The sequence below is a fragment of the Mesorhizobium sp. ES1-6 genome (genome assembly GCF_020164775.1).
In the GTDB taxonomy this organism is placed as follows: Bacteria; Pseudomonadota; Alphaproteobacteria; order Rhizobiales; family Rhizobiaceae; genus Mesorhizobium.
Genome location: NZ_JAIUGU010000006.1, coordinates 1 through 21,964 on the forward strand (window position 1 = coordinate 1; position 21,964 = coordinate 21,964).

The 21,964-nt window shown below is 62.0% G+C and carries 24 protein-coding genes and 1 tRNA gene; 10 read left to right on the forward strand and 15 right to left on the reverse strand.

The window, feature by feature from the left end:
- Positions 1 to 291: hypothetical protein (locus LB564_RS16420; RefSeq protein WP_224539239.1), on the forward strand; the 291-nt coding region annotated here is incomplete at its 5' end.
- A 114-nt stretch (positions 292 to 405) separates the two neighbouring features.
- A complete protein-coding gene (locus tag LB564_RS16425; RefSeq protein WP_224539241.1) occupies positions 406 to 900 on the forward strand; it encodes a hypothetical protein in 495 nt (164 codons plus the stop codon).
- 62 nt (positions 901 to 962) lie between these two features.
- Here LB564_RS16425 and LB564_RS16430 read toward each other — a convergent pair whose 3' ends face one another.
- The 5 genes from LB564_RS16430 to LB564_RS16450 are packed head-to-tail and all read right to left on the reverse strand — an operon-like array spanning position 963 to position 3,326.
- The gene (locus LB564_RS16430) at positions 963 to 1,268 is read right to left on the reverse strand and encodes an urease subunit beta (RefSeq protein ID WP_224539243.1); all 306 of its coding nucleotides are present in this window, start codon (positions 1,266 to 1,268) and stop codon (positions 963 to 965) included.
- A 6-nt stretch (positions 1,269 to 1,274) separates the two neighbouring features.
- Positions 1,275 to 1,862, reverse strand: coding sequence for a HupE/UreJ family protein (locus LB564_RS16435; RefSeq protein ID WP_224539245.1), 588 nt, complete (start codon positions 1,860 to 1,862; stop codon positions 1,275 to 1,277).
- 25 nt (positions 1,863 to 1,887) lie between these two features.
- Positions 1,888 to 2,142 (reverse strand): DUF1272 domain-containing protein, encoded by a 255-nt coding sequence (locus LB564_RS16440; RefSeq protein WP_224539247.1) that lies wholly within the window; start codon positions 2,140 to 2,142, stop codon positions 1,888 to 1,890.
- A gap of 10 nt (positions 2,143 to 2,152) precedes the next feature.
- Complete coding sequence (locus tag LB564_RS16445) at positions 2,153 to 2,455, reverse strand: urease subunit gamma (RefSeq protein ID WP_224539249.1); 303 nt, start codon at positions 2,453 to 2,455, stop codon at positions 2,153 to 2,155.
- Between the two features lie 28 nt (positions 2,456 to 2,483).
- On the reverse strand, positions 2,484 to 3,326 hold the full coding sequence (locus LB564_RS16450) for an urease accessory protein UreD (RefSeq protein ID WP_224539251.1): 843 nt from the start codon (positions 3,324 to 3,326) through the stop codon (positions 2,484 to 2,486).
- A gap of 203 nt (positions 3,327 to 3,529) precedes the next feature.
- On the opposite strand from LB564_RS16450, the gene LB564_RS16455 reads away from it, so the two are divergent.
- The 3 genes from LB564_RS16455 (at position 3,530) to LB564_RS16465 (ending at position 5,900) form a co-directional block, all read left to right on the forward strand.
- Entirely contained in the window at positions 3,530 to 3,784 is a 255-nt protein-coding gene (locus LB564_RS16455) for an acyl carrier protein (RefSeq protein ID WP_027145432.1), read from the forward strand.
- A 4-nt stretch (positions 3,785 to 3,788) separates the two neighbouring features.
- Positions 3,789 to 4,997, forward strand: a complete 1,209-nt coding sequence (locus LB564_RS16460) for a beta-ketoacyl-[acyl-carrier-protein] synthase family protein (protein ID WP_224539253.1) — start codon at positions 3,789 to 3,791, stop codon at positions 4,995 to 4,997.
- Between the two features lie 198 nt (positions 4,998 to 5,195).
- Positions 5,196 to 5,900, forward strand: coding sequence for a glutathione S-transferase family protein (locus tag LB564_RS16465; RefSeq protein WP_224539255.1), 705 nt, complete (start codon positions 5,196 to 5,198; stop codon positions 5,898 to 5,900).
- 28 nt (positions 5,901 to 5,928) lie between these two features.
- On the opposite strand, the gene LB564_RS16470 is transcribed toward LB564_RS16465, so the two are convergent.
- The 3 genes from LB564_RS16470 to LB564_RS16480 all read right to left on the reverse strand — a co-directional run bounded on the left by LB564_RS16470 (position 5,929) and on the right by LB564_RS16480 (position 8,214).
- Positions 5,929 to 6,273: a hypothetical protein gene (locus LB564_RS16470; protein ID WP_140703929.1), complete on the reverse strand. Its 345-nt coding sequence runs from the start codon at positions 6,271 to 6,273 to the stop codon at positions 5,929 to 5,931.
- Between the two features lie 151 nt (positions 6,274 to 6,424).
- Entirely contained in the window at positions 6,425 to 7,036 is a 612-nt protein-coding gene (locus tag LB564_RS16475) for a nucleoside triphosphate hydrolase (protein ID WP_224539256.1), read from the reverse strand.
- Between the two features lie 80 nt (positions 7,037 to 7,116).
- Positions 7,117 to 8,214 carry a hypothetical protein gene (locus tag LB564_RS16480; RefSeq protein WP_224539258.1) on the reverse strand — a complete coding sequence of 366 codons (1,098 nt, stop codon included), beginning with the start codon at positions 8,212 to 8,214 and terminating at the stop codon, positions 7,117 to 7,119.
- 252 nt (positions 8,215 to 8,466) lie between these two features.
- On the opposite strand from LB564_RS16480, the gene LB564_RS16485 reads away from it, so the two are divergent.
- The 3 genes from LB564_RS16485 (at position 8,467) to LB564_RS16495 (ending at position 10,984) form a co-directional block, all read left to right on the forward strand.
- A complete protein-coding gene (locus LB564_RS16485) occupies positions 8,467 to 9,360 on the forward strand; it encodes a D-alanyl-D-alanine carboxypeptidase family protein (protein WP_224539260.1) in 894 nt (297 codons plus the stop codon).
- A 410-nt stretch (positions 9,361 to 9,770) separates the two neighbouring features.
- The gene (locus LB564_RS16490) at positions 9,771 to 10,694 is read left to right on the forward strand and encodes a DUF1003 domain-containing protein (protein WP_224539262.1); all 924 of its coding nucleotides are present in this window, start codon (positions 9,771 to 9,773) and stop codon (positions 10,692 to 10,694) included.
- Positions 10,695 to 10,907: 213 nt separating this feature from the next.
- A tRNA-Arg gene (locus LB564_RS16495) sits at positions 10,908 to 10,984 on the forward strand.
- A gap of 197 nt (positions 10,985 to 11,181) precedes the next feature.
- On the opposite strand, the gene LB564_RS16500 is transcribed toward LB564_RS16495, so the two are convergent.
- From LB564_RS16500 to LB564_RS16520, 5 genes are all read right to left on the reverse strand, one after another.
- On the reverse strand, positions 11,182 to 12,330 hold the full coding sequence (locus LB564_RS16500; protein ID WP_224539263.1) for an IS30 family transposase: 1,149 nt from the start codon (positions 12,328 to 12,330) through the stop codon (positions 11,182 to 11,184).
- A 136-nt stretch (positions 12,331 to 12,466) separates the two neighbouring features.
- Positions 12,467 to 12,832 (reverse strand): DUF6527 family protein, encoded by a 366-nt coding sequence (locus LB564_RS31645; protein WP_224539265.1) that lies wholly within the window; start codon positions 12,830 to 12,832, stop codon positions 12,467 to 12,469.
- On the reverse strand, positions 12,829 to 14,223 hold the full coding sequence (locus tag LB564_RS16510) for a HesA/MoeB/ThiF family protein (RefSeq protein ID WP_224539266.1): 1,395 nt from the start codon (positions 14,221 to 14,223) through the stop codon (positions 12,829 to 12,831). Before LB564_RS16510 ends, LB564_RS31645 begins: the two co-directional genes overlap by 4 nt.
- Positions 14,220 to 14,615, reverse strand: coding sequence for an E2/UBC family protein (locus LB564_RS16515; protein ID WP_224539268.1), 396 nt, complete (start codon positions 14,613 to 14,615; stop codon positions 14,220 to 14,222). The genes LB564_RS16510 and LB564_RS16515 overlap by 4 nt, the downstream gene beginning before the upstream one ends.
- A 1-nt stretch (position 14,616) precedes the next feature.
- Positions 14,617 to 14,985 (reverse strand): multiubiquitin domain-containing protein, encoded by a 369-nt coding sequence (locus LB564_RS16520; protein ID WP_224539269.1) that lies wholly within the window; start codon positions 14,983 to 14,985, stop codon positions 14,617 to 14,619.
- A gap of 176 nt (positions 14,986 to 15,161) precedes the next feature.
- Here LB564_RS16520 and LB564_RS16525 point away from each other — a divergent pair, with 176 nt between their 5' ends.
- Both LB564_RS16525 and LB564_RS16530 read left to right on the forward strand, forming a co-directional pair.
- Positions 15,162 to 16,292, forward strand: a complete 1,131-nt coding sequence (locus LB564_RS16525) for an AAA family ATPase (RefSeq protein ID WP_224539271.1) — start codon at positions 15,162 to 15,164, stop codon at positions 16,290 to 16,292.
- Entirely contained in the window at positions 16,285 to 18,534 is a 2,250-nt protein-coding gene (locus LB564_RS16530) for a S8 family peptidase (RefSeq protein WP_224539273.1), read from the forward strand. Before LB564_RS16525 ends, LB564_RS16530 begins: the two co-directional genes overlap by 8 nt.
- A gap of 427 nt (positions 18,535 to 18,961) precedes the next feature.
- On the opposite strand, the gene LB564_RS16535 is transcribed toward LB564_RS16530, so the two are convergent.
- Together LB564_RS16535 and LB564_RS16540 are read right to left on the reverse strand one after the other, a co-directional pair.
- Positions 18,962 to 19,999, reverse strand: a complete 1,038-nt coding sequence (locus LB564_RS16535) for an IS110 family transposase (RefSeq protein WP_023796120.1) — start codon at positions 19,997 to 19,999, stop codon at positions 18,962 to 18,964.
- Between the two features lie 291 nt (positions 20,000 to 20,290).
- Positions 20,291 to 21,790 carry an ATP-dependent nuclease gene (locus tag LB564_RS16540; protein ID WP_224539275.1) on the reverse strand — a complete coding sequence of 500 codons (1,500 nt, stop codon included), beginning with the start codon at positions 21,788 to 21,790 and terminating at the stop codon, positions 20,291 to 20,293.
- Positions 21,791 to 21,964: the final 174 nt, after the last annotated feature.

A 21,964-nucleotide genomic window follows, 5' to 3' on the forward strand; every position in this document is an offset into this window, starting at 1 on the left:
GCCCCGGCCGCCCCCGCTCCGGCCGCCCCTGGCGGTCAGCAAGCCGCGCCGGCAATCCAGAGCGTCAACGTCATCGACATCAGCGAGCTGCCGAAGGACACCCAGACGCAGGTCAACCAGGTGATCGCCCAGCGTGGCGATGCCGGCCTGCAGAAACTGCGCAGTTCGATCGACGCCACGCCCAAGGTTAAGTCCGCCCTCCAGGCCAAGGGCATGACCTCGGCTCAGGTGGTCGCGGCCAGCATGGAGCCGAACGGCGCGCTGACCCTGATCACCAAGAAAGCCAGCTGACGAACGGGCTCGGCGGGCCGGCATCCGGTCCGCCGCCCGGGTCGCGGAGGGAACCCTGACAGGGCCGGGGGCGTTTCGTTTTCCAGATCTTGAAGCAAACCGCGAAAGCGAACGATGACGATCACCACCCTGCCCGATATGAGATGGCTGCATGCCCTTGCGGCGGCTGCCTTTCTGGTGGCGAGCGCTCCCCATGCGGCGCTGAACGCGCAGGGTCTTGAAAGTCCCGAGACCGTCGACCGCATCGTCGGCTCGCAGGTCAATCAGGAAGAGGCCAAGGCAACCGCGGAAATCGGCAAGGTCAGTTCCGCGATCGACCGCACGCGCGAAAACATCAGCACGGTGCGCAAGACGTCCAAGCTCGACAAGGTCGACATCGTCTTCCTGACCGACGCGGCCCGCAGCGAAGGTGGCCCGCCGCCGGCCATCGAGAACAAGGTTCGGCAGCATCAGGACGATGTCGCCGAACTGCGCAAGGAGATCGAGGCCAACGCGCTGCTTTTCAACGCCATCGATTCGCGGCGTGTGCTTGCCCAGGATGTTCTGGCCGTGGAGTTCGACGATCCCGGAAAGATCGTCATCTACGCGGCCGCCAAGCCCTCGGACTGAGCGACGCGCAGCGCTCGTGCCTGCGCTGAAGCCACTCCTCGCGCGCCACGCAGTAGACGCCCTCACAGCTTGCCCATCACCTTCTGCTGGAATCCGTAGACCTCGCGCTTGCCGCCAAGCGGCACCAGCGTAACGTCCCGCTCCTGCCCCGGCTCGAAGCGCGTGGCGGTGCCGGCGGCGATGTCGAGGCGCATGCCGCGCGCCCGTTCGCGGTCGAATTTCAGCGCCTCATTGGTTTCGAAGAAATGGTAGTGGCTGCCGACCTGGACCGGCCGGTCGCCACTGTTGGCGACTTTCAGGGTGAGGGTAGGCAGACCCTTGTTGAGTTCGATGTCGCCTTGGGCGGGGATGATTTCGCCGGGGATCATGGAGCCTCACACGACGCCGAAGGCGAGGCCGACGCCGATCGCCGCGCAGGCGGCACCGGCGATGCGGGCCACGCGGCGAAACCTCGTGCCGAGGCCAAGCCCGGCGGCGATGCCGACGGCATGGAGCAGCATGGTGGCGATGGCAAAGCCGGCCATATAGTCGAGCCCACCGGCATTTTCGGGCACTTCCGTGCCATGGGCGTGGCCGTGGAACAGCGCGAACAGGCCGAGGATGGCGACACCGGCAGAGACAGGCAGATCGACCGCCAGCGCCACCAGCAGACCGAGCGCCACGACCGAGGCCAAAATGCCCGGTTCGACGAAGGGCACCGGCACATGGGCCATACCAAGGGCCGCGCCGGCGAGCATCACGCCGACAAAGGCCGCCGGCCAGGCCCAGATCGCCTTGCCGCCCTTGAGCGCCGCCCACAGCCCGACCGCGATCATCACGGTCATATGATCAAGGCCGGACAAAGGATGCATGAAGCCGGCGGTGAAGGAGGAGGTCGTGCCGATGCCGACATGGGCGTAGGCAGGCATGGCCGCCGCCACGAGCAGGAGCGCCGAGAGGCACAGGCGTTTGACAGGGATCATTTTACTTGCCTTTCGTTTTGCGATGTCAGGCGGCCTTGGCCGGCCCGCAGCCCTCGGCCTTGAGCACGCGTTTGGTCGAAGCCGGATATTTCTTCAGCATCGCGGCGGGGCGCATCGGCCGGGCCGTAAAATTGCCGCCGCAGTTGGGGCAGACGCCGCCAAGCACGGTTTCGGCACAGCCGGCGCAGAAGGTGCACTCGAAGGTGCAGATCCGCGCATCCCTGGCTTCCGGCGGCAGATCCTTGTCGCAGCATTCACAGTTCGGGCGCAGCTCCAGCATTTTTCTCTCCTCACCGGATCGGTTCGTGCACGGTCACCAGCTTGGTGCCATCGGGGAATGTCGCTTCCACCTGCACGTCATGGATCATCTCGGCGATGCCTTGCATCACCTGCGCGCGGCTGACGACATGGGCACCGGCCTCCATCAGTTCGGCCACGGGGCGGCCGTCGCGGGCGCCTTCGACGACGAAATCGGTGATCAGCGCGATGGCTTCCGGATGGTTGAGCTTGACGCCGCGCTCCAGCCGCTTGCGCGCCACCACCGCCGCCATGGCGATCAGCAGCTTGTCCTTTTCCCTTGGCGTCAGGTTCATGCGGCTTCCTGAAATGATGCGGAGACAGTCACAGTGACCATAATTTGGGCAGCCCGGCCTTTCCGTTGAGCAATCCGACAAGCGGGACCAGCCGCTGGCGCAGCTGGTAGCCGTCCTCGGCGCAGAGCCTCGCAAGAAGCTTGCCAGATGTCTTCACGCTCCAGACGCTGGCGCCGCCCTGGTCGCCGATGATCTCGCGAACCGGGTCGAGCAAGGCTTCCGCCCGCGGCGACACCAGCAACAGCGTCGCCACGGCGATCGCGCCGCCTGTTATCGCCGCGCGGGACAGGGTGTCGGCGATGCCAGGTCCGATGCGAAAATCCTCGGCATGGATGAGGGTTCCTTCCCTGCGGACACGCCAGCGGTCGTGAAAAATGCCCTGTGCGGCGCGTTCGCCCATGGCCAGGCGACCGAAGACGGCCGCTTCCAGCACCAGCGCCTCGGCGCCGGCCGCAAGCTCGACATCGAGCGTACGGGCAAAGGCGGCGCGGTCGAAGACGATGGTTTCCTGCGGCAGCCAGGCAACACTGCCGTTCTCGCCGACGCTCAGCTTCACGCTGACTTCGGCATGGTCCGACGCGGCGCGATAGACTTTTTCACAGGCTTGGGTTGTGACCGTGGCGCTGGCATCGGCGCCGACATCGACCTCCCAGCCGAGACGGTCGCCGCCGGTCAGCCCGCCGGCGGTGTTGATCAGGACGGCCTCCAGCGGACCGGCCGAAACGGCCGGCAGCCTTATCTTGGCGGAGCCGTCCTGATAGAGGCGCCGCAGCCGCGTGCAGCCGTCGCTGCTGGCGCAGCCAAGCTGCGCCTTGCCCGCCGCGCGCTGGGCCAACTGACCTGAAAACTTCGTATTCTCGATCGTATCCACGCCGCCAAGTTAAGCACTGTGGCGCTTTTGTCGACATAATAGCTTGTTGCTTGATGGCGTTTCCGTTTCTATAGAGGGAACCACCTTGGTACGGTCAGGCGACGCTTGGCGGAGGTATAAGGCGAAGATCGCGGCCTGATATCGAGGAAAAGAAGGCGCCGTTCAGTTGGCGTCGGGAAACGACACAGTGGGGAAGAAACCGAATGGCTGACCAGCTGGCAACGGACATCATCGAGAAGATCAAGGCCCATGCCGAGCCGGGCGGCGAGGAAATCACCACAACAACCGAACTGACGGCGCTCGGCATCCATTCGCTGGAGCTGACCGAGATCATCTTCGACCTCGAGGAGCAGTATGGCATCGAGATCGAGATGAACACGGTCGATGCCTGGAGCAATCTGAAGAATGTCGGCGACATGGTCGAGGCCGTTCGCGCGCTGATCGCGAAAAAAGCCTGACCGAATGCAAAAACGCGTCGTCATCACCGGCCTTGGCGGGATATGCGGGCTCGGCACCAATATGCCGGCAATCTGGGGCGAGATGCGTGCCGGGCGTTCGGCGATCGGCCCTATCGGCAGCGATTTCCAGAGTGAACTGAAGGTCAAGACCGGCTGCGAGATCAAGGAACTGCCCGACCACGGCATCGAGCGCAAGCAGCTGGTGTCGATGGACCGCTTCAGCCTGCTGGCGGTGATCGCGGCGAAAGAAGCCATGCGGCAGTCCGGATTGGTCCCGCATGCGGACAATACCTATCGGATGGGAACCATCGTCGGCGTTGGCGTCTGCGGCTTCGAGACGGTCGAGGAGAACTATCGCGCCATCCTGATCGAGGGCAAGAATCGCGCCGGTATCTTCACTGTCCCCAGGGTCATGCCGGGCGCCGCCGCCGGCCAGGTCAGCATGCATCTTGGCTTGCGCGGACCGGTGTTCGGCGTCACTTCGGCCTGTTCGTCGGCCAACCATGCCATCGCCTCGGCGGTCGACCAGATCAGGCTCGGCCGTGCCGATGTCATGGTGGCCGGGGGCACCGATGCGCCGCTGGTGTGGGGCGTGCTGAAGGGCTGGGAGGCGCTGCGCGTGCTGGCGCCCGACACGTGCAGGCCGTTCTCGGCCGACCGCCAGGGCCTGGTGCTGGGCGAAGGCGCCGGCATGGCGATTCTGGAAAGCTACGACCATGCGATGGCGCGCGGCGCCACCATCCTCGCCGAAATCGCCGGCGCCGGCCTTTCGGCCGACGCCTCCGATATCGTCGCGCCGACTGTTGAGGGGCCGGAGGCCGCGATGCGCTTCTGCCTCGCCGATGCCGGGCTCAATCCCGAGGATATCGATTACCTCAACGCGCATGGCACCGGCACCAAGGCCAACGACCAGATCGAAACCCTCGCGATCAAGCGCGTCTTCGGCGAGCATGCGCGCGCGCTCTCGGTCTCTTCGACCAAGTCGATGCACGCCCATTGCCTTGGCGCATCGGGCGGACTGGAGATGATCGCCTGCGTCATGGCGATCCGCGAAGGCGTCGTGCCGCCGACGGCGAATTACCGCGAGCCCGATCCCGATTGCGATCTCGACGTGACGCCGAATGTCGCCCGCGAGCGCAAGGTGCGCGCCGCCATCAGCAATGGATTTGCCTTCGGCGGCACCAATGCGGTGCTGGCCTTCAAGGCCATCTGATCCGGGACGGTTGCCATTTGCTCCGGCAGTCACCACCTGCGCCGGCGGTTGCTATCCGCCCAGGCGGTCCGATCGGTTGACTATCCGTGCATGGTTAAAGCGTCGCCGCCATATTGATCCGGCCCGACCGCAGCTCTAATTCTTGGCCGACCCGCCAACACCGCGCCCTTCGCGCGCATCCCCGCCCAGGAGTTCCCGATGGCCGACCTGTCCGCCTTTCCGATCGCAACCCGTTGGCCGGCCCAGCATCCCGACCAGATCCAGCTCTATTCGGCGACGACGCCGAACGGGGTGAAGATATCGATCGCGCTGGAGGAACTGGGCCTGCCCTATGAGCCGCATCTCATCAACATCGGCAAGAACGAGAGCTGGACTCCGGAATTCCTGTCGCTCAACCCCAATGGCAAGATCCCGGCGATCATCGATCCCGACGGCCCGGACGGCAAGCCGATCGGCTTGTTCGAATCCGGCGCCATCCTGCTTTATCTTGCGGAAAAGACCGGCCTGCTGATGCCCGTTGACGCCGCGCGGCGCTACGAAACGATCCAATGGGTCTTCTTCCAGATGGCGGCGGTCGGGCCGATGTTCGGCCAGGTCGGCTTCTTCCACAAATTCGCCGGCCGCGAGATCGCCGACAAGCGGCCGCTGGAGCGCTACCGCGACGAATCGCGACGCCTGCTCGGCGTCCTCGATGTCAGGCTGAAGGGCCGCAAGTGGATCATGGACAATGACTACACCATCGCCGACATCTCGTTGCTGGGCTGGGTGCGCAACCTGATCGGCTTCTACGAGGCGCGCGATCTGGTCGGTTTCGACGATTTCGCCAATCTGGCGAAATGGCTGGAGCGCGGACTGGCGCGGCCGGCGGTGCAGAAGGGCCTGACCATCCCGGCCCGGCCCTAAACCCCGCCAGAACGGGGAAAGGCGGGCTCTACTTCGCTTTCGCCTTGGATCCGCCCCTGCCGACCACGGAGGCGGCAAGGGACGCCACGCCTCGCGCCGTGGCCACGACCGCTCCGGCGGCGACATTGGCTGCCGTGCGAACCTTGGAGTCGGCGCCCGCCGCCGGTTTGCTCGCCCGGGGGGTCTTCGCCGCCGATTTAGGCGCGGCCGCTTTCGCCGTGCTGCCCGACACGACTTTTTTAGGCGCCGCCTTGCCGAAGGCCTTCGCATCCTTGGAGCGCTGGGCGATCGCGGGGCCGGCCCCAGCAGTCGATTGCGGCGCTTTCGGTTGAGCTGACTTGCCCCTGGCGGGCTTTTTTGCCTTGGTTGCCATCGGACGGAATCCCTCTTCCGGCATGATTGCCTGACCGGGATAACGCCTTGTAAGTCTTAAGGTTCCCGTCGAAAAATACTGAAGATTGATCGGGTTAATCTGCGTTACGCGGGTTAATCGGATTAGCCCAGGTTAATCTGGATTAACCGGGTTAACCCATGACCAGGTCGGCCGCCCGGCGCCGGGCCAGCACGCGTTCGATGTTGGGCATGTCGTTGGAGGCGATCCAGGCGCGTGCATCCGCCTCGGAGCGGCCATGCTCGTGCCAGCGTTCCATCAGGCGGCGCTCGAGTTCGTTGCGCGGCACGTCGACGAAAATCGAGAAATCGAACAGCGGCGCCAGCCGCGACCACGGCTCCTCGTCGAGCAGCAGGTAATTGCCTTCCACCAGGATGAACTTGGTCTCGGTGCCGACGATCGCGGCCGCGGCGCGCGACAATTCCATGCTTCGGTCGAAGACGGGAATGGCGATCTCGGCCTCGCCGGCCCGGATGCGCCTCAAAAGTGCCTCGAAGCCGGCAAAGTCGAAGGTTTCCGGCGCGCCTTTTCGCGCGCGCAGTCCGCGCGCGTCGAGCACGATGTCGTCATAGTGGAAGCCGTCCATCGGCACGACTTCCACCACACCCTCCGGCAAGAGGTCATGCAGGCTTGCCGACAGTGTCGACTTGCCGGCACCCGGCGGGCCCGCGATGGCGACGATGAAGCGCTTTGCCTTGCCGGCGCGCTTGAAGATGGTGGCGGCGAGGTGGGCGATTTCGGACATTTGGCTCTTCCCGCACGATTTCGGACGCATCTTGTCGGCAGTTGGCGGAAATTTCAAACCCTGCCGTCAGGCAATTTTCCTTATGCGGCCGCCGGCCGGCCGATGCGCAGGAATTCGCTGTCGAACGGGACCTCCAACGCGGTGGCGCCGACCAACCGCAGGCGGCCATCCGCCGTGGTAACCTCCCGCGGCGGCTTTCCGCCCGGCAGCGGCAAGGCACCGATGACGTGCCGGAACGAGACGGCGCGGCCCTCACCAAGATCGAATGCCGTGGCCACGCCCTCGCGCTTCAGCCAATTGTCGCCGAGCGAGGCGGCGTGGCCGATCGCCGTGCGCCCATCCTCGATGCCGAGCACGCCGAGGTGGCGGCCGCTCCACGGCGCGTAGTCACGCCCGCCATTCGAGAACCACAGCATGGTGACCGGCAGTTCGGCCGGGTTCTTCAGCACCAGCACCAGATCGTCCTCTGCCTGACGGGCCAGCGCGGTCCAGCCCGGCCCGCCATGGTCGGCCTCGACCAAGGTGAGGAAATCCTCGCGCCGATCCTCCATGCGATAGTCCGTGAGATCGAGCGTACCGCCGCCGGCGGCGGGAAAATGCCCGAGGTCCGACGACCGACCGGGATACGCCAGCATGAAGCGGCCGCGCGCGGGGTCCGGCTCCAGCGGATCGGCCGGCGTGGCGGCAAAACGCTTCGGCGAGAAGGCCAGCCTGCCGCCGCCTCTCATCGCCGTCATCGGGTGATGAGCGACCGAGATTGCGCCATGGCCGCCGGAGAAAACATGTTCCTGGTAGAGGAAGGGATGATCGTCGATGAGCGTGAGGATCTTGTCGACGCTGGCGCCCATCACCTTGTGGCGCAGGCGGAAGACCGCGCGCCAGCCTCCCTGCGTGACCCCGCTTTCCACCACATCCCAGGCGCTGTTGGCCGGCCAGCCATGCAGCGGCGCCTCCTCGACGTCGCTGCGCGAGAATGGCGCGCAGAGAAAATCGCCGGAGAGCCGGACGGTGCCTTGCGGCAGGTCTGGAGGCAGCGTCTCGCTTGCGTCCACCCATGGCGCGCGATGCAGCGGCCGTAGCCGGCGCCCGCCGCTTTCGACGGTCATGTCGGCGATATGCCCGACGGTGAGGTCGAGCGAAACCGAAATGCCCTTGGCGTTGATCGTGACCATATCCACCCTGCGATTCTGGAGCCGCCCACCAAACCCGCTTGGCGCACCTTGCGCAAGCGGCGACAGGCATTTCGCATCAAGGCAACGCCGCCGCCCCTCACCCAGCCTCCTCGCCCTGCCAAGGGCGGGGAGAGGAAATCAGGCCGTACCGCTCTCGACAATCCCTGCTCCAACCGCCATTAACCAAATGGACGCATCCGCCGCGTTACGTTAGCTTCGCCTCATCTCAGCAACAGCATCGCCAGAACAGTCCAGCCCTTGTCCTTTCCGCGTCTCTTTCCGCTCCTCCAGAAAATCCTGGCCGCGCTCGCCTTGGTGGCCTTGGTGGCCGGCTGTTCGACCACGGCCCCGCCGGACTCGGTCCTGGCCGTGCCGGCGGCACCGCAGAAATACGCGGCCATCGTCGTTGACGGAAAGAGCGGCAAGCAGCTGTTCGAGGTCAATTCGACGGCGCAGCGCTATCCGGCCTCGCTGACCAAGATGATGACGCTCTATCTGCTGTTCGAGGCGATGGACACCGGCCGCGTCACCAAGGAAACGCAGATCCCGGTTTCCGACCACGCCGCCTCGCAGCCGCCGACCAAGATGCGCTTCCGGCGCGGCGAGACGATCGACGTCGATTCCGCCATCCGCGCCATCGTCGTCAAATCCGCCAACGACGTGGCGGTGGCGGTGGGCGAATATCTCGGCGGCTCGGAGGACCAGTTCGCCGCCATGATGACTTCAAAGGCGCGATCGCTCGGCATGACCAGCACCACTTTCCGCAACGCATCCGGCCTGCCCGACGATGGCCAGATGACGACGGCGCGCGACATGGCGGTGCTCGGCATGTCGCTGCAGCGGCGCTTTCCCCAGCATTTCCACTATTTCTCCGAAAGCGACTTCATGTTTCGCGGGCGGCTGGTGCGCGGCCACAACGACATGCTCGGCCGCGTGCGCGGCGTGAATGGCATCAAGACCGGCTATATCAGGGCGTCCGGCTTCAACATCGTCACCTCCTACGACGCCGACGGCCGCCAGTTGATCGTGGTGGTGATGGGCGCCGACTCGGCCCGCCAGCGCAACGACCATGTCGAAGCGCTGATCCAGCGCAGCCTGTCGCCCACCATGGACGCCACCAAGACGCGGCTGATGTTCGCCGAACAGCAGTAAAGAACTAGCTGGCCTTTGCCGGCGATTGCGCGGAGCCTCCCCCGAATTCGTCATCCACGGGCGGAGCAAGGAGTGTAGCGACGCGGCGCAGACCCGAGTATCCATGCCGGGACTCTGAAGCTGTCGCCACGGTCCAGAATTCCGCACCGTTGCACCCTCCGACAAAGGTCGCGGCATGGATCATCGGGTCTCCGCGACGCCGCTGCCGCTCTTTGCTCCGCCCGTGGATGACGAAGCGCCTGCGGGGGCCGTCGTCGCCAAGAAGCTAACAAAAACCCCGCAGCCGGCTATCGTCTTGCGACTGTCACGCAATCGTGCGGAAGACGTGGCATAGGCTGCGGAACCCGACAGTGGATATGCCCCGCCGCCATGGCGTATCCTAACTTACAGCACGACAGCAGGAGCCCATCATGAGCACCGTTCCCAAGGCATCCGAGCAGACGTCGGCCGACAATGAGAACGACAGCGGCGGCGAGTATTTCGAGGCGTCGACCACGCAAGCGGATTTGCAGGAGGTTTCCGACGAGCATTTCGACACGCCCGAAGTGCCGGATTCCGAACCCGCCGGCCCCGGTGGGTCGCGGATAAAGCCGAAGAAGAAACCGTCGGCGATCTCGGGCCGCAAGTTCCGCAAGCGCGACCTGGTGCGCATCGACACGCTGCGCCCGAGCCTCGCCGACCGCATTCACTCGGACCACCCCGACCTGCCCAAGGGCGCCCGCATCAGCCGCGAGGAGCTTGGCCGCTACCGCATGCGTTACATGGAGGAGCTCCTGCAGCAGGAGCACGGCGAATTCTCCGAGCTCGACCGCCAGGTGGTGGAATCGATCGCCCGGCAGGATACGATTTCGGAAAACAGCGAAGAAGAATTCGAGGAGCACCGGACGTTCGCCGACCGCGTCTCCGACGGCATGGCCGCCTTTGGCGGCAGCTGGTGGTTCCTGATCTCGTTCGGCAGCGTGCTGCTGGTGTGGATCGGCATCAACCTGTTCGAGGGCACGACCGGCGCCTTCGATCCCTATCCCTTCATCCTGCTCAACCTGCTGCTCTCCTGCATCGCCGCCATCCAGGCGCCGATCATCATGATGAGCCAGAAGCGCCAGGAGGTGAAAGACCGCCTGCGCTCCTTCAACGACTACCGCGTCAACCTCAAGGCCGAGCTCGAAGTGCGCCACCTGCACGAAAAACTCGACTATTTGATCTCGCGCCAATGGACGCGGCTGGCCGAAATGCAGCAGATGCAGCTCGATGCCATGCATGAGCTGGCGAGCGCGAAGAAGGCAAAGCGAACGGTGCGCGGGCGGCGGCCGGTGAAGAGCCCGGCGGCGCAGTGAGGCTCAATTTCCTCTCCCTCCGGAGGGGGAGAGGTGGATCGGCGAAGCCGAGACGGAGTGGGGGAACCCCCTATCCGACATACCGCCTATGAAGCGGGCCTCTGCATCCCGCACGTCATCAATTCCCCGTTGAAGCCCGCGCCTGCTTCCGCTAAGAAGCCGTGACTTGCCGGTTCGCCGGCTGGTTCGTTTTCCGGACCCCTTGTCCTGAAAGCACCCGTAGCTCAGCTGGATAGAGCGCTGCCCTCCGAAGGCAGAGGTCACAGGTTCGAATCCTGTCGGGTGCGCCAGTTTCAACATAAATATCAAATAGTTATCCGATCGTACTTTTCGCGAGTGTCCTCGCATTTTTGTTCCGGAAGCACTACGGAAGCACAAGAGACCGTATCAATTTCGACACACCCTCCTGTGGAAACAATGCCATGGAACTCTGCTCGACGATTTTCTACGACGCGAACGACAGCTTTGCGCCGGTGGGTTCAACTGGTCATCGCAACACCTTTCGTAGCCTATCGGCCGGCGTTTCGAAGTCCAGGGTTTTTCGGGGGCGCTGATTGAGACGCAGAGCGATGGCGTCGAGCTGGTCCTGCGAGACTTGGGAGAAGTTGGTTGCCCTGGGGAAGTACTGCCTGAGCAGGCCGTTGGTGTTTTCGTTGCTGCCGCGTTGCCAGGGACTGCGCGGATCGCAGAAGTAGACCTGTAGGTCGGTTGCAACGGTAAAGCTCCTGTGACGAGCCATCTCCTTGCCCTGGTCCCAAGTCAACGAGCGTCGTAACTCTTCGGGCAATGCGCCGATCTTTTGGGCGAGAGCCGCCACGACGGTCGCCGAGTCCCTTCTGGTCAACTTCACAAGCATCGTGAACCGGCTGTGTCGCTCGACGAGGGTGGCGATGTTGGTATCGTTCGCACCGGCGAGCAAATCACCCTCCCAATGGCCTGGTATGGGACGATCCGCCGCCTCGGCGGGGCGCTCGCGGATGGAGACCATATCGAGGATTTGTCCTTGCCCCGTTTGGCTCTGTGCGCCCTTGGCGAGGCGCATCTGTCGTCTGGTGCGCAAGTGCGCCGTCAGTTCCTTCTTGAGCACCCCTCGCGACTGGATGAACAGGCTGCGATAGATCGCTTCATGAGATATCCGCATGATGGGATCGCCCGGGTACTCTCGCCTCAGCCAGCCTGCAATCTGCTCCGGCGACCACTGCAGCGCCAGCTTTTGCGCCACTCGCCACCTTAGCCGTCCAGAGCATGCCAGACGACACTGCTTCGGACGAAGCGCTCGCTCCCAAGCCTGTTTGTCTGCCCGAGTTGCGCGATACGTTTTTGCACCACCATTGCGCGCGATCTCGCGACATATCGTTGATGGGGATCGCCCCAGACTGCGTGCAATAGCGCCGATAGCAAGACCTGCCGCAATCCCCCGAGAGATATCTTCGCGCTCAGCCAGCTCAAGCGCCGAAGCCGCTCTACGCCGTGCTGCCGGAGCAATGCCGCCGTGCAAGGATACGATCCGCTGAACACCGCCCTTGTTCCGGCGGTCCAGTGACCGCGAGATCGACGAAATGCTCTGACCTTGCTTCCATCGTTCCCAAAGCTCGGCCTTCTGCGCTGACGTAAACCAGACCCGTGACGTCACCATGCGACACCTCCTCATCCTCTCAGAGATTAAAGGTGTTGCCACGATCAGTTGAACCCACCGCCCAATGTTGGACGTTCAGGCAAACTTTGCTTACATCTACAAGCGGGACGATCGGTTGCCGCGCAGGGCCTGCTAGTCAGCACCAGTCAATGTTGCCATTCCGAACAAAGAAATGGCTTTTGCAACCGCTCCGACGCCAGATCGATGGCTGGAGTGTAGCCAGGCCGTCGAAGCCATCAGGAGCGGACCATCGCGGGCGAACCTGTGGCAGCATATTGAGCTCGATGGTTTCACGGCAGCCGCAAGGACAGGTCATGGCTGCTCCCCAGAAATCGTCATCTTCGCCGGCAAGATAAACACGCCCCGACATGAGCATGTCGGGAAAGTCTTCGACGCGCTCAAACTGCCAGACAAGGCGACGCCGAAACAATCGGTTGAACGCTATAGGCGCTGCAATCAGCCATAGGCAGACCGCGAGGATGAACGCCCAGATCTGTCTCACGGCGACACCAGGCTGAGCGCGGGCATGTTCAAAAGCGGCGTCGTGTCGCCCCTGCCGGCATATTTGTTGAACATGCCCGATGCCTCACCTTCGGCGGTTCGCATCACCTCCGAGCCGACGAAGTTGACACGAATAATGGACGACGACGCATTTTCGTCCAGGCGGTAAGGATGGAGCCGCGCCAAGAACTCGTTCACGGCCATACTGGCGATCTGCATGTTCACGCTGATGACAGCGGGCCGGTCTTCCGGAACGCCGCGTAGGTAACCTCGCGCCACCTGATCACGATAGGCAGCGAGGTCGGTCCGCTTCATACCTTCGGCCATCAACTGCTGCTGGGTATAAACCTTACGGTCCATCAGCGTGTCACCATCTGGCCGAAGGTAGTGGATGGCGGCCACTGCCTCGTTGATGCCCCCGGCGCCATCGGCCTCAAGTTTCACGCCGAGATCGAAGTACGGAATCATGTAGAAGGACGCGATGCGGTTCAGCAGCGCGCGACCCTCAACCCCGTCCATACAGCCAAAAACGACATCGCACTGCGCCACCGCCTCGACGCAGCGCGCCTTGGCAAGATCATCGCGCAGAATTTCAAGTTCGGTCCCGAAGCCCATAGCGGCGATGGCGCGCGCCATCACCTCGACCTTCGGACGGCCAAGATAGCTGTCCTCGCGTGAGCTATTGAGTATCCGGTTCAGATTTTTCTCTTCGACGATATCCGGGTCGACCAGAACCAGTCGGCCAATACCTAGGCGCGCGAGTTGCTCGACCAGGGGGCTACCGGTCCCTGAGCAGCCGATGATCGCAGCCGACATCGTCCGCAGACGATTGACCGTTCCGGCTCCGAACATCTGAGCGTGGCGCCTAGCGAACCCGGGCGCCGCCCCAGTACCGCCGCCGTCCCATATCTGTATGTCATCGCCGACGACAGTGGTCGCATCCAATGGGCGCATCTGTCCGTCAGGCAGGATCGCGCGGCCGAAGAGTTCGCCGTCCGGGAGCATGACTGCGCTCGCGTGCGGGAACGCGCTGTCGGTCCAGCCGAAGACGGAGTTGAAAAGGTCGGCGTCAGACTCGTCGTCGATGGAGGAAAAAGCTCGGTATCCTCCCGGATGGCTGTGAATCTTAAGAATGCCGAGGTCGTATTTGGCGGCGCGCTCAAGGAGCGGGACGAGCCGCTTCGTCGACCAGGTCACGCGGTCGGCGCGCCGGACGCTGCACTCATCATGCGGTATCGGGACGAGATCGAGGATGCTGAGGGCGTGGACCGCATCGCCACGACGGCGCCCACACAGAGCGACGGCGACGGCTTCGAGGCCGTCACCGGGCAGCAGATGGGCCTTTGCCACATCGTGCTGCTTCTTGGTGAGCCGGAGTTTGATCGCCCTCATTTGTTCAGCTCCCGCTGCAGCCAAGTGTCGACCTGCAGAAGGTGAGTGCAGACATTGTCCATGCCAGGCCGCCACGGATTGGCTGCGGTGCGGTGTCGCGACCACTGTTGATATTGCTTGCCGTCGAGGGTAGTCATCGACAGGTTGGCAATCACCCGGCCAGTCTTTAACGCTACCGGCGGATCGAAGTAGACCATGTCGATCTGCTCGTCAGGATACTTGGGCGGGATCTTGAGCGCTGCTGTCGCCACGCGGGCGTTGTAGCCGTCCGGGATACGGTGGCCGGGAAGGATCAGCCAGTTGGCGTCCCCTTCCCGGATGGCTTCCCACGAGCGCCCGGCCTGCGCCAAGCACTCTTCGTCCTCTTCGGAAAGCTGAAAAGCCCTGCGCATATCAGCCCTCCGACGGATCGAGCGCGAGGGTCTGGAAACGTTCCACGCGGTCCCTGTGGAAGACGACGATCTGGGTCGGAGCGACGGGCTGGAAGCCGGCGCCTTGGACTTTCATAGACAGAAGGTACTTGTCGGGGGTCTTGTCGACGAGCGCGAGGATCTGAGTGCCGTTCATCTCGTGGACCTCGACCACCTTCTTCTCTTTGTCGATGCGCAGGCGGTACTTTTTGGCCTTCTTCGGATCCTTGCCGGCCTTGGCCCGCTCTTCGAGATCGATGATCTCGTCGAGCACCTCGACCTCATGCTCGAGCACAGCCACTTCCTGCTTCAGGTCGGCGATCTCGCGGCGATCATGTTCATTCTCACTCATTTTTTTGGGTCCTTGTTTGGCTTGGTCCTGCACCGCCGCACGAGGTGCACCGGCGTCGGAAGGTCGCTTTTCGACCGTGAGCAGCTTATAGCACGAAGTTTACAATTTTGCAAGTCAGGTTTACATTTACGATTTTCATGTTGACAAAATATCGAAATTAGGTGACACTTCCCAATATGGAAATCGACACAAAAACCCTCGTTTCGCTGCTCCAGGCCGCCATGTCGGCCGACTACACGCAAGTGCGGAGGGCGGCGAACATCCTCTCAAAGCGGCTGCTCGACGCCAAAGACGTGGATAGCGCGAAGGCTATTCAGGCGGTGGTGCGCAAGAAGGGCGTGCCCCTTCAGGCATCCGGGTATGTGGAAAGGCTGCCCGTCGATGCGGGCACCCGACTGCCGCTGCTTGAGGAAGGAAGTGCGCCGACGACGCCGCTGATTCTCGACGAAAGCGCCGGGCACGTCGTCGCGCAGTTTATCGAGGACGCCACGCATCACGATCAGTTGGAGCAGGCTGGTGTAGATGCGCCGATCCGACTTCTGATGTTCGGAGATCCGGGCACCGGCAAGTCCCTGCTCGCCTCGCACATTGCCGCACAGCTTGGCCGGCCGCTTTACATCGCGCGCCTTGATGCGCTGATCTCGTCGCGCCTGGGCGAGACCGCCAAGAACGTTCGCGGCATTTTCGATTTCATCCCAGTCCGAAATGCCGTTTTATTTCTGGATGAATTGGACGCGATCGCAAAGCTGCGCGATGACAGGCAGGAACTGGGCGAGCTCAAGCGCGTGGTTAACGCGGTAATCCAGGGACTTGATACGCTGACCAATGACGTGATCGTCATCGGTGCGACCAATCATCCGCACCTGCTCGATCCAGCGATATTCAGAAGGTTCCCCTACAAGCTTGAGCTCGGGCCACCTTCGGAAGGCACGCGTGCAGAGATGTGGCGGACATTCCTGCGGCTGCATGCCCACGACATGCCGGACGCTGAGACGCTCGCACGGCTCTCTGAAGGGCTGACGGGAGCGGACATCCAGAATATTTCACTGAGCGCGCGTCGCCGGGCAGTCCTGGATAAGACGGATCTGAACCTGCCGAACATTCTGCTTGCATTACTGTCGTCCCGCAGAGGCAGCCCTTCTCTCCTCGACTCGCGGAAGCTCACGTCTGACGACAAGCGACAGCTGGCTGTCACGCTGCATGATCGCGCCAAGCTCCCAGTGACCGATATCGCACGGCTGGTCGGCGTAAGTCGGCAGATGGCCCACCGTTACCTCAAAGGCGAGGACGGAGAGATAGATGGCTGATGAACAATCCCGCCGCCCGATCCTCAATCCGGTCCTGCGTTTTACGAAGGACCCGAGGCCAGAAGGCATTACCGGACGAGGCAAGAATCGGACGGGGATCAGGTTCGAGCGACTAGACGATCAGCGGAGCGTCCTCAGTGATGCGTTCGCCGGCCTCAATCGGAGGCAGGAGCAGCTCGCGACGGCTGCCGGCCGTACGATGATCTATGCTTCGATGTTTAGCGACTCACGCGCGACAACGTGGACGCCTACGGACATTTTCAACGCGGATCGTGGCGCCTCGATCGTCGCGCCCTACCGCTCCGGATATCTCGTCGAAATCGAAACCAGCCGCCTTGGTTTTTATTCGAGCCTCATGATCGCGGCCGATGTCGATCGCGACATGGTCGATATTTCGCGCGTCGAAGACGTGCGCGCGTACGATTCGAATGACGTCGCGCACGGAATCGGGATCGACCGGCTTTGGGAGCTCGCGCCTGAGATAGGAGCAGGTCGGGCCTTCACACTCTGGTTCATGCCCTACCGTGACAACGCAAGCGCCGAAGTGGTGCTGCAGGAAATTGGCCGCCTTCGCGACGAGGAGGTGCTAGGAAGTCTGCCGACCGCGCCGTTGCTTCAGCTGCCGGCACTGCCAGTCGCACCCGGTGAAGAGACCGGTCAACGCTTGCGCCTCGTCTCAAGCCTAACCGACCGAATCTCTTTCGCGCTGCGGGACTATCGCGCGCGTCACCGGGCAAAGACCGGGGTCATTATCCGGGACAGGGAGCGGTTGGCGTCGATACTTGGCTCTGCCGCCGTTTTCCGGCTCGATCCGATGCCTGTCATTGCCTCGACGTCGCCCGGCGAAGGGACAGAGCCACAACGCCCCTTACCGGCGTCACTTGCCTCGATGCCGATCGTAGGCGTCGTCGATGGCGGCCTGACGGCCTCCTCCTATCAACCGGCCGAAGCATGGCGAGCGCAGCCCCTCGTCCCGACCGGCTTTGCTGATGCCAGACATGGAAACAAGGTCACGTCCCTGATTGTTCAGGGGCACGACTGGAACAACCGCCTGCAACTCCCCTCGCTCTATTGCCGCGCAGGCATCGTGCAAGTAGTGCCGCGAGAAGGCTCGGGATACTTCCTGGATCCGGATTCGCTCACGCCTTATCTTGATGTGGTGATGGCAGCCCATCCAGAAACGAAGGTCTGGAATCTGTCGCTGAATCAGCGAACGGATTGTGACCTTAATCAGGTCAGCGCCCTCGGCCACGACCTCGCCGTTCTCGCACGCAAGCACGGCGTTCTATTGGTGATTTCGACTGGCAACCAGCCAAGTGGGCGAATGCAGCCGCCGGCTGACTGCGAAGCGGCTCTGACGGTCGGTGGCCGGCTTCACCTGTCGGATGGCGCGCCTGGAGGTAAGTGCCCGGTGTCCCTGACCGGTCCAGGCCCGGCAAGCATGCTCAAGCCGGAAACCGTGCACTTCTCTCACGTGCGGACCATCGGTGGGGTCGTATCGGCGGGGTCGAGCTTCTCTGCTGCCCTTACTTCTCCCCTTGCCGCGCACACGATGGCCGCTCTGCGGGAGCCATCGCCAGATCTGGTAAAGGCGCTGATCCTCCACAACGCCGACAATCCGGTCTACGATATCGCGCTCGGATACGGGTCGCCTGGCGAGTCCATGCCATGGAACAGCCCGCCCGGAGCGGTGACGCTGCAGTGGACGGCGTCTCTGAAAGCCGGCGCAGCGTATTATTGGGAACTGCCGATTCCGGCTGCTTTGCGCGCGAGTGGGAAGCTTCGTGGGTACGGCACACTGACTGCGATTCTCGACCCCCATCCTCTCGTAAGCGAAATCGCGGGCCCGAACTATTTCTCGGCGCGACTGGAGACGGCGGTTCAGTTTGAGCGCGATGGGAAAACGCACAACCTTCTTGGATCGCTCGACACGAAGAAAATCACCGAGCAAGAAGCGCGCGAGCTCGATCACAAGTGGAGTCCGCTTCGCCACCATCACAAGAAATTCAAAGGCATTTCCTTCGACGGTGACAATCTCCGGGTCTATGCGCGCATCTTCACCCGCGACCTTTACCTCTACGGCTATGATCATCCGGACGAGAGCCCCGAAATGACGGTCAACTTCGTGCTGACGATTGGAACAGGATGGGAGAACGATGCCATCTTCAATCAGATGCATGCATCGCTTGGGGCTTTCGTCGAGAATTCAACCCTCGACACTTCGGTTGAGGTCGAGACCTGAAGTCGTGCCTTAGCCCTCGGCCTTCGGTCCGCTTTTGGCGCAAAGCCAACATCGCGTCGCGAAAACAAATGGCAGCTCTCGGCAATCTGCAGGTCACCTTGAATGGCGGAATTGCAGCCGTGATCTGAAGGTCCTCTGTGGATGGCTCCCGCGATGCAAGAGGTAATTCGACATTATGGCGCGTTGGTCGGGTGCAGTCTTCTGTCCGGCCTGTTGATGCAGCCATTCGAGGCTGCTGGCCCTGATGGGGTCGGCGAACTGGGTCCCAATCTGCTTATCAGGCTATGATGCCTCGGACATTCGACGGGTTGTCCCTGTTCCCGGCCTGACCGGTCTCGCCATCACATCGCGTCGCTCTCACAACCTCATGGAGCCGATCGATCGGCTCGAACTGTTCTCTGTCCTTAAAATTTCATCTTCTTCGACCTTACGCCGCAAGGCTCGCGGCATGGCGAGCTTGATAGGTTTCGCCGCGCGCCATGATCGCCCAGACCACGCGGGCCATCTTGTTTGCCATGGCTACGCTTGCCACGCGCGCTGGCTTCCTGGCGAGCAACGCGAGGAGGCGCGGATCCGCAGCCTCGGGCTTATGCCTTGCCCGTCGGATCAGAGAGGTCGCGCCGATCACCAGGAGCTTTCTCAGATACCGGTCGCCCATCTTGGTGATGTGCCCGAGACGGTCCTTTCCGCCGCTCGAGTTTTGCGAAGGTGTCAGCCCAAGCCAGGCGGCGAACTCTCGACCCGAGCGGAACTGTCCCGGATCGGCAACGGATGCAGCCAACGCTGTAGCCCCTACCGGACCGATACCGGGGATCGTCGACAAGCGTCGTGCGACGTCGTCGGTTCGTTGGAGGGCACTGATCGAACGGTCGATCGCCTGGAGACGAACATGGGTGTCGAGCACCTGCCCGCACAGGAGACCGAGAACCTGCGTTGCCATTGCCGGCACTTCCGGCGTCGCTTCCTTCGCGGCGATCTGGTGCGCCAGCCTGAGCGCCCGCTCCAAACCTTGAGGAATGTCGATGCCGAACTCAGCCAACAAGCCGCGGATCATGTTCACGAGTTGCGTGCGCTGCTTGACCAGAAGATTGCGTGTGCGGTGAAGCGACAGGGCCGCCTGTTGCTCGGCCGACTTCATCGCCACGAAGCGCATGGTCGGGCGTGTCACCGCTTCGCAGATCGCTTCCGCGTCCACCGCATCATTCTTGCCGCGCTTCACATAAGGCTTCACGTAGCTCGGCGGCATCAAGCGGACCTCATGGCCGAGCTCCGTCAGTTCTCGAGCCCAGTGATGTGACGTCCCGCAGGCCTCGATCCCGATCAGGCAGCGCGGTAGCTTGGCGAAGAACGGCAGAACTTGCGATCGGCGCAGTGCCTTGCGCACAACAACGTCTCCAGACGCGTCGACGGCGTGAACTTGAAAAATGCGCTTGGCCAGATCGAGGCCCACGGTGGTAATCTGCATGGCGGATGGCTCCTTTGCTCGGGTTGCCTGACAGCAAACCCACTGTGGCACTCAGATGCCGGGAGCGGGAGCCATCCACCTCATCTGCTTTCGTCTGGCTAGAACTCCTAAGCGGAGACAGCTACCGGTCGCGAACAGATCGATGATCATTTCTGCCTTCGAGGGCGAAGAATCTCATGTCTGCGGCACCGCTTGGTGGCAAGCGAGTTATCGGCTTTTGACGTCCTAGCGTTTGATGAGACGCACCGCGAACCGCGATGTTGCGGGTTAGTTCCAGTAATCCTGTACGACCTACGTGAGACTGCCGAACAGTGTCATGAACTCTGGCTTATACGTCGCCCACTCCAGGTTTGCGTATAACCCACTCAATTTCTCCCTGACTAACTCGTCTGTGCCCTGAGTGCGTGTCTTCAAATAGTCCATCAGTTCATTGATGCTCTTTTTCGCTGCCTGCCTTTTCGCAGGGCCCGTCAGAGACGTGTTGTATTTCCCAACGATGCTCCGAACCTGCAACTGGTTGTCGCCCCACCTTTCCCGAACCTTTTGCTCAAAGCCCATCGCGTTGCTGGCTGCATAATCCATTAAGCCAACTTCTGGGGTGAAGGGGAGAAACGCGATATATCCTTTCAACTCCTGATGCCTCGCCAATTTGGCGTGATTTTTCGCATTCTGCCACTGGGCCAGGGTCTCGGTCGCCACGTCCGCATCGAGAACGGCCTTTTGCCTCACCGATGCAGGTAGGACCGAGCGATTTCGGTCTAGAAATCCAACAACCTCGTTAAAGCCACCCACCGGAACAATTTTGGCTGAGGGACGAAGCGTGGGGTCGCCGTATTTTTCGTCGACAAACAGTTCGAAGAACGCATTCAAGAAATCTCTCGCGAAAAGGTCTTCTACGTACAGCATGATGTCGGGAAGTGTCTCTTCCTCGGCGGCGATATTACCAATGGCGTAGGTTGGGAAACAGCCGACAACGGGGTTGATTGTTCCGTCATCCTGCCTCTCCAGGTAAATGATGCGATTGTGATTTATAGTCTTAAGGAGAGTGACTGAGTGAGTAGAAAAGATCACGGTAAGCGATTTGTCTTTGGCTTGTTTTTCCAAATAGCGGAGCAACTCGACTTGGGCTCTCGGATGTAAGGCCATCTCGAGTTCATCAACGATAATCATGCTGTTGTTCGCGACATCTTTAAGTAGGCGCAGAAGCTTTAGAACGCACAGTTCTCCCAAGCTGAAGTGCTTTTCAGAATGGTAAGTTTGAGGCGTGGTGCCCAAGGCCAGCACGAAAGCATTGTTACCGATGCCCCGAGTCAAATTGATTGACCGCAAATTCGTGAACTTGTCTGTTTGAAAGATTTGGTTAGCCGCGACCAAAATCTGCCTATCAACGGTTTTGACGTGACGGGTATCAAAGTCTTCAGGCCTGGGAGTTATGCGGTCTGCAGTGGCCCCAACGTAGGTGACTGACGCGTAGCCAAAATTCCGGAATAGATGTGAGGCACTTCGGGGCCGTGGCGTCCAGCGTGCACCACGATAGGCGTATGCTACGTATGTGCCATTAATCTCGTAAGTCACAGTCCCGGTAGCATGATTGTCGAGACGCTCCGAGCGCAATGATGAGGGAAAGTGTACGGGAAAAGCGTTAGCACTACCAAGCCGTCGAAGGCAGGCAAGCAGAGATGTCTTGCCGGCGCCATTAGCGCCTGTGAGCAGCCAAACTCCACGATCCGGGATTGAGAACTTGAGGCGTCGGATGTTACGCAGATTGCAAATTTCTATCGAGCCAGGCATTTGCCCCCCAAGATTCAGCTCAAACTAAATTACACGTAGTGTTTATCCGGAGTCCTCGCGGAAATGCTAGTGGCGGCCCCACCTGCTAGCCGCATTGCAACGAAAGGGTTCACGGCATTCCGAACCCGCAAATGGCGCGCTACGAATATGTATTACGCTTTGACTGCGGCACGA

Excerpts from the sequence above, each read along its gene's own strand:
- LB564_RS16425 (WP_224539241.1), top strand. The coding sequence starts at position 406 with ATGACGATCACCACCCTGCCCGATATGAGATGGCTGCATGCCCTTGCG.
- LB564_RS16430 (WP_224539243.1), bottom strand. The coding sequence starts at position 1,268 with ATGATCCCCGGCGAAATCATCCCCGCCCAAGGCGACATCGAACTCAAC.
- LB564_RS16435 (WP_224539245.1), bottom strand. The coding sequence starts at position 1,862 with ATGATCCCTGTCAAACGCCTGTGCCTCTCGGCGCTCCTGCTCGTGGCG.
- LB564_RS16440 (WP_224539247.1), bottom strand. The coding sequence starts at position 2,142 with ATGCTGGAGCTGCGCCCGAACTGTGAATGCTGCGACAAGGATCTGCCG.
- LB564_RS16445 (WP_224539249.1), bottom strand. The coding sequence starts at position 2,455 with ATGAACCTGACGCCAAGGGAAAAGGACAAGCTGCTGATCGCCATGGCG.
- LB564_RS16455 (WP_027145432.1), top strand. The coding sequence starts at position 3,530 with ATGGCTGACCAGCTGGCAACGGACATCATCGAGAAGATCAAGGCCCAT.
- LB564_RS16460 (WP_224539253.1), top strand. The coding sequence starts at position 3,789 with ATGCAAAAACGCGTCGTCATCACCGGCCTTGGCGGGATATGCGGGCTC.
- LB564_RS16465 (WP_224539255.1), top strand. The coding sequence starts at position 5,196 with ATGGCCGACCTGTCCGCCTTTCCGATCGCAACCCGTTGGCCGGCCCAG.
- LB564_RS16470 (WP_140703929.1), bottom strand. The coding sequence starts at position 6,273 with ATGGCAACCAAGGCAAAAAAGCCCGCCAGGGGCAAGTCAGCTCAACCG.
- LB564_RS16475 (WP_224539256.1), bottom strand. The coding sequence starts at position 7,036 with ATGTCCGAAATCGCCCACCTCGCCGCCACCATCTTCAAGCGCGCCGGC.
- LB564_RS16490 (WP_224539262.1), top strand. The coding sequence starts at position 9,771 with ATGAGCACCGTTCCCAAGGCATCCGAGCAGACGTCGGCCGACAATGAG.
- LB564_RS16500 (WP_224539263.1), bottom strand. The coding sequence starts at position 12,330 with ATGGTGACGTCACGGGTCTGGTTTACGTCAGCGCAGAAGGCCGAGCTT.
- LB564_RS16510 (WP_224539266.1), bottom strand. The coding sequence starts at position 14,223 with ATGAGGGCGATCAAACTCCGGCTCACCAAGAAGCAGCACGATGTGGCA.
- LB564_RS16515 (WP_224539268.1), bottom strand. The coding sequence starts at position 14,615 with ATGCGCAGGGCTTTTCAGCTTTCCGAAGAGGACGAAGAGTGCTTGGCG.
- LB564_RS16520 (WP_224539269.1), bottom strand. The coding sequence starts at position 14,985 with ATGAGTGAGAATGAACATGATCGCCGCGAGATCGCCGACCTGAAGCAG.
- LB564_RS16525 (WP_224539271.1), top strand. The coding sequence starts at position 15,162 with ATGGAAATCGACACAAAAACCCTCGTTTCGCTGCTCCAGGCCGCCATG.
- LB564_RS16530 (WP_224539273.1), top strand. The coding sequence starts at position 16,285 with ATGGCTGATGAACAATCCCGCCGCCCGATCCTCAATCCGGTCCTGCGT.
- LB564_RS16535 (WP_023796120.1), bottom strand. The coding sequence starts at position 19,999 with ATGCAGATTACCACCGTGGGCCTCGATCTGGCCAAGCGCATTTTTCAA.
- LB564_RS16540 (WP_224539275.1), bottom strand. The coding sequence starts at position 21,790 with ATGCCTGGCTCGATAGAAATTTGCAATCTGCGTAACATCCGACGCCTC.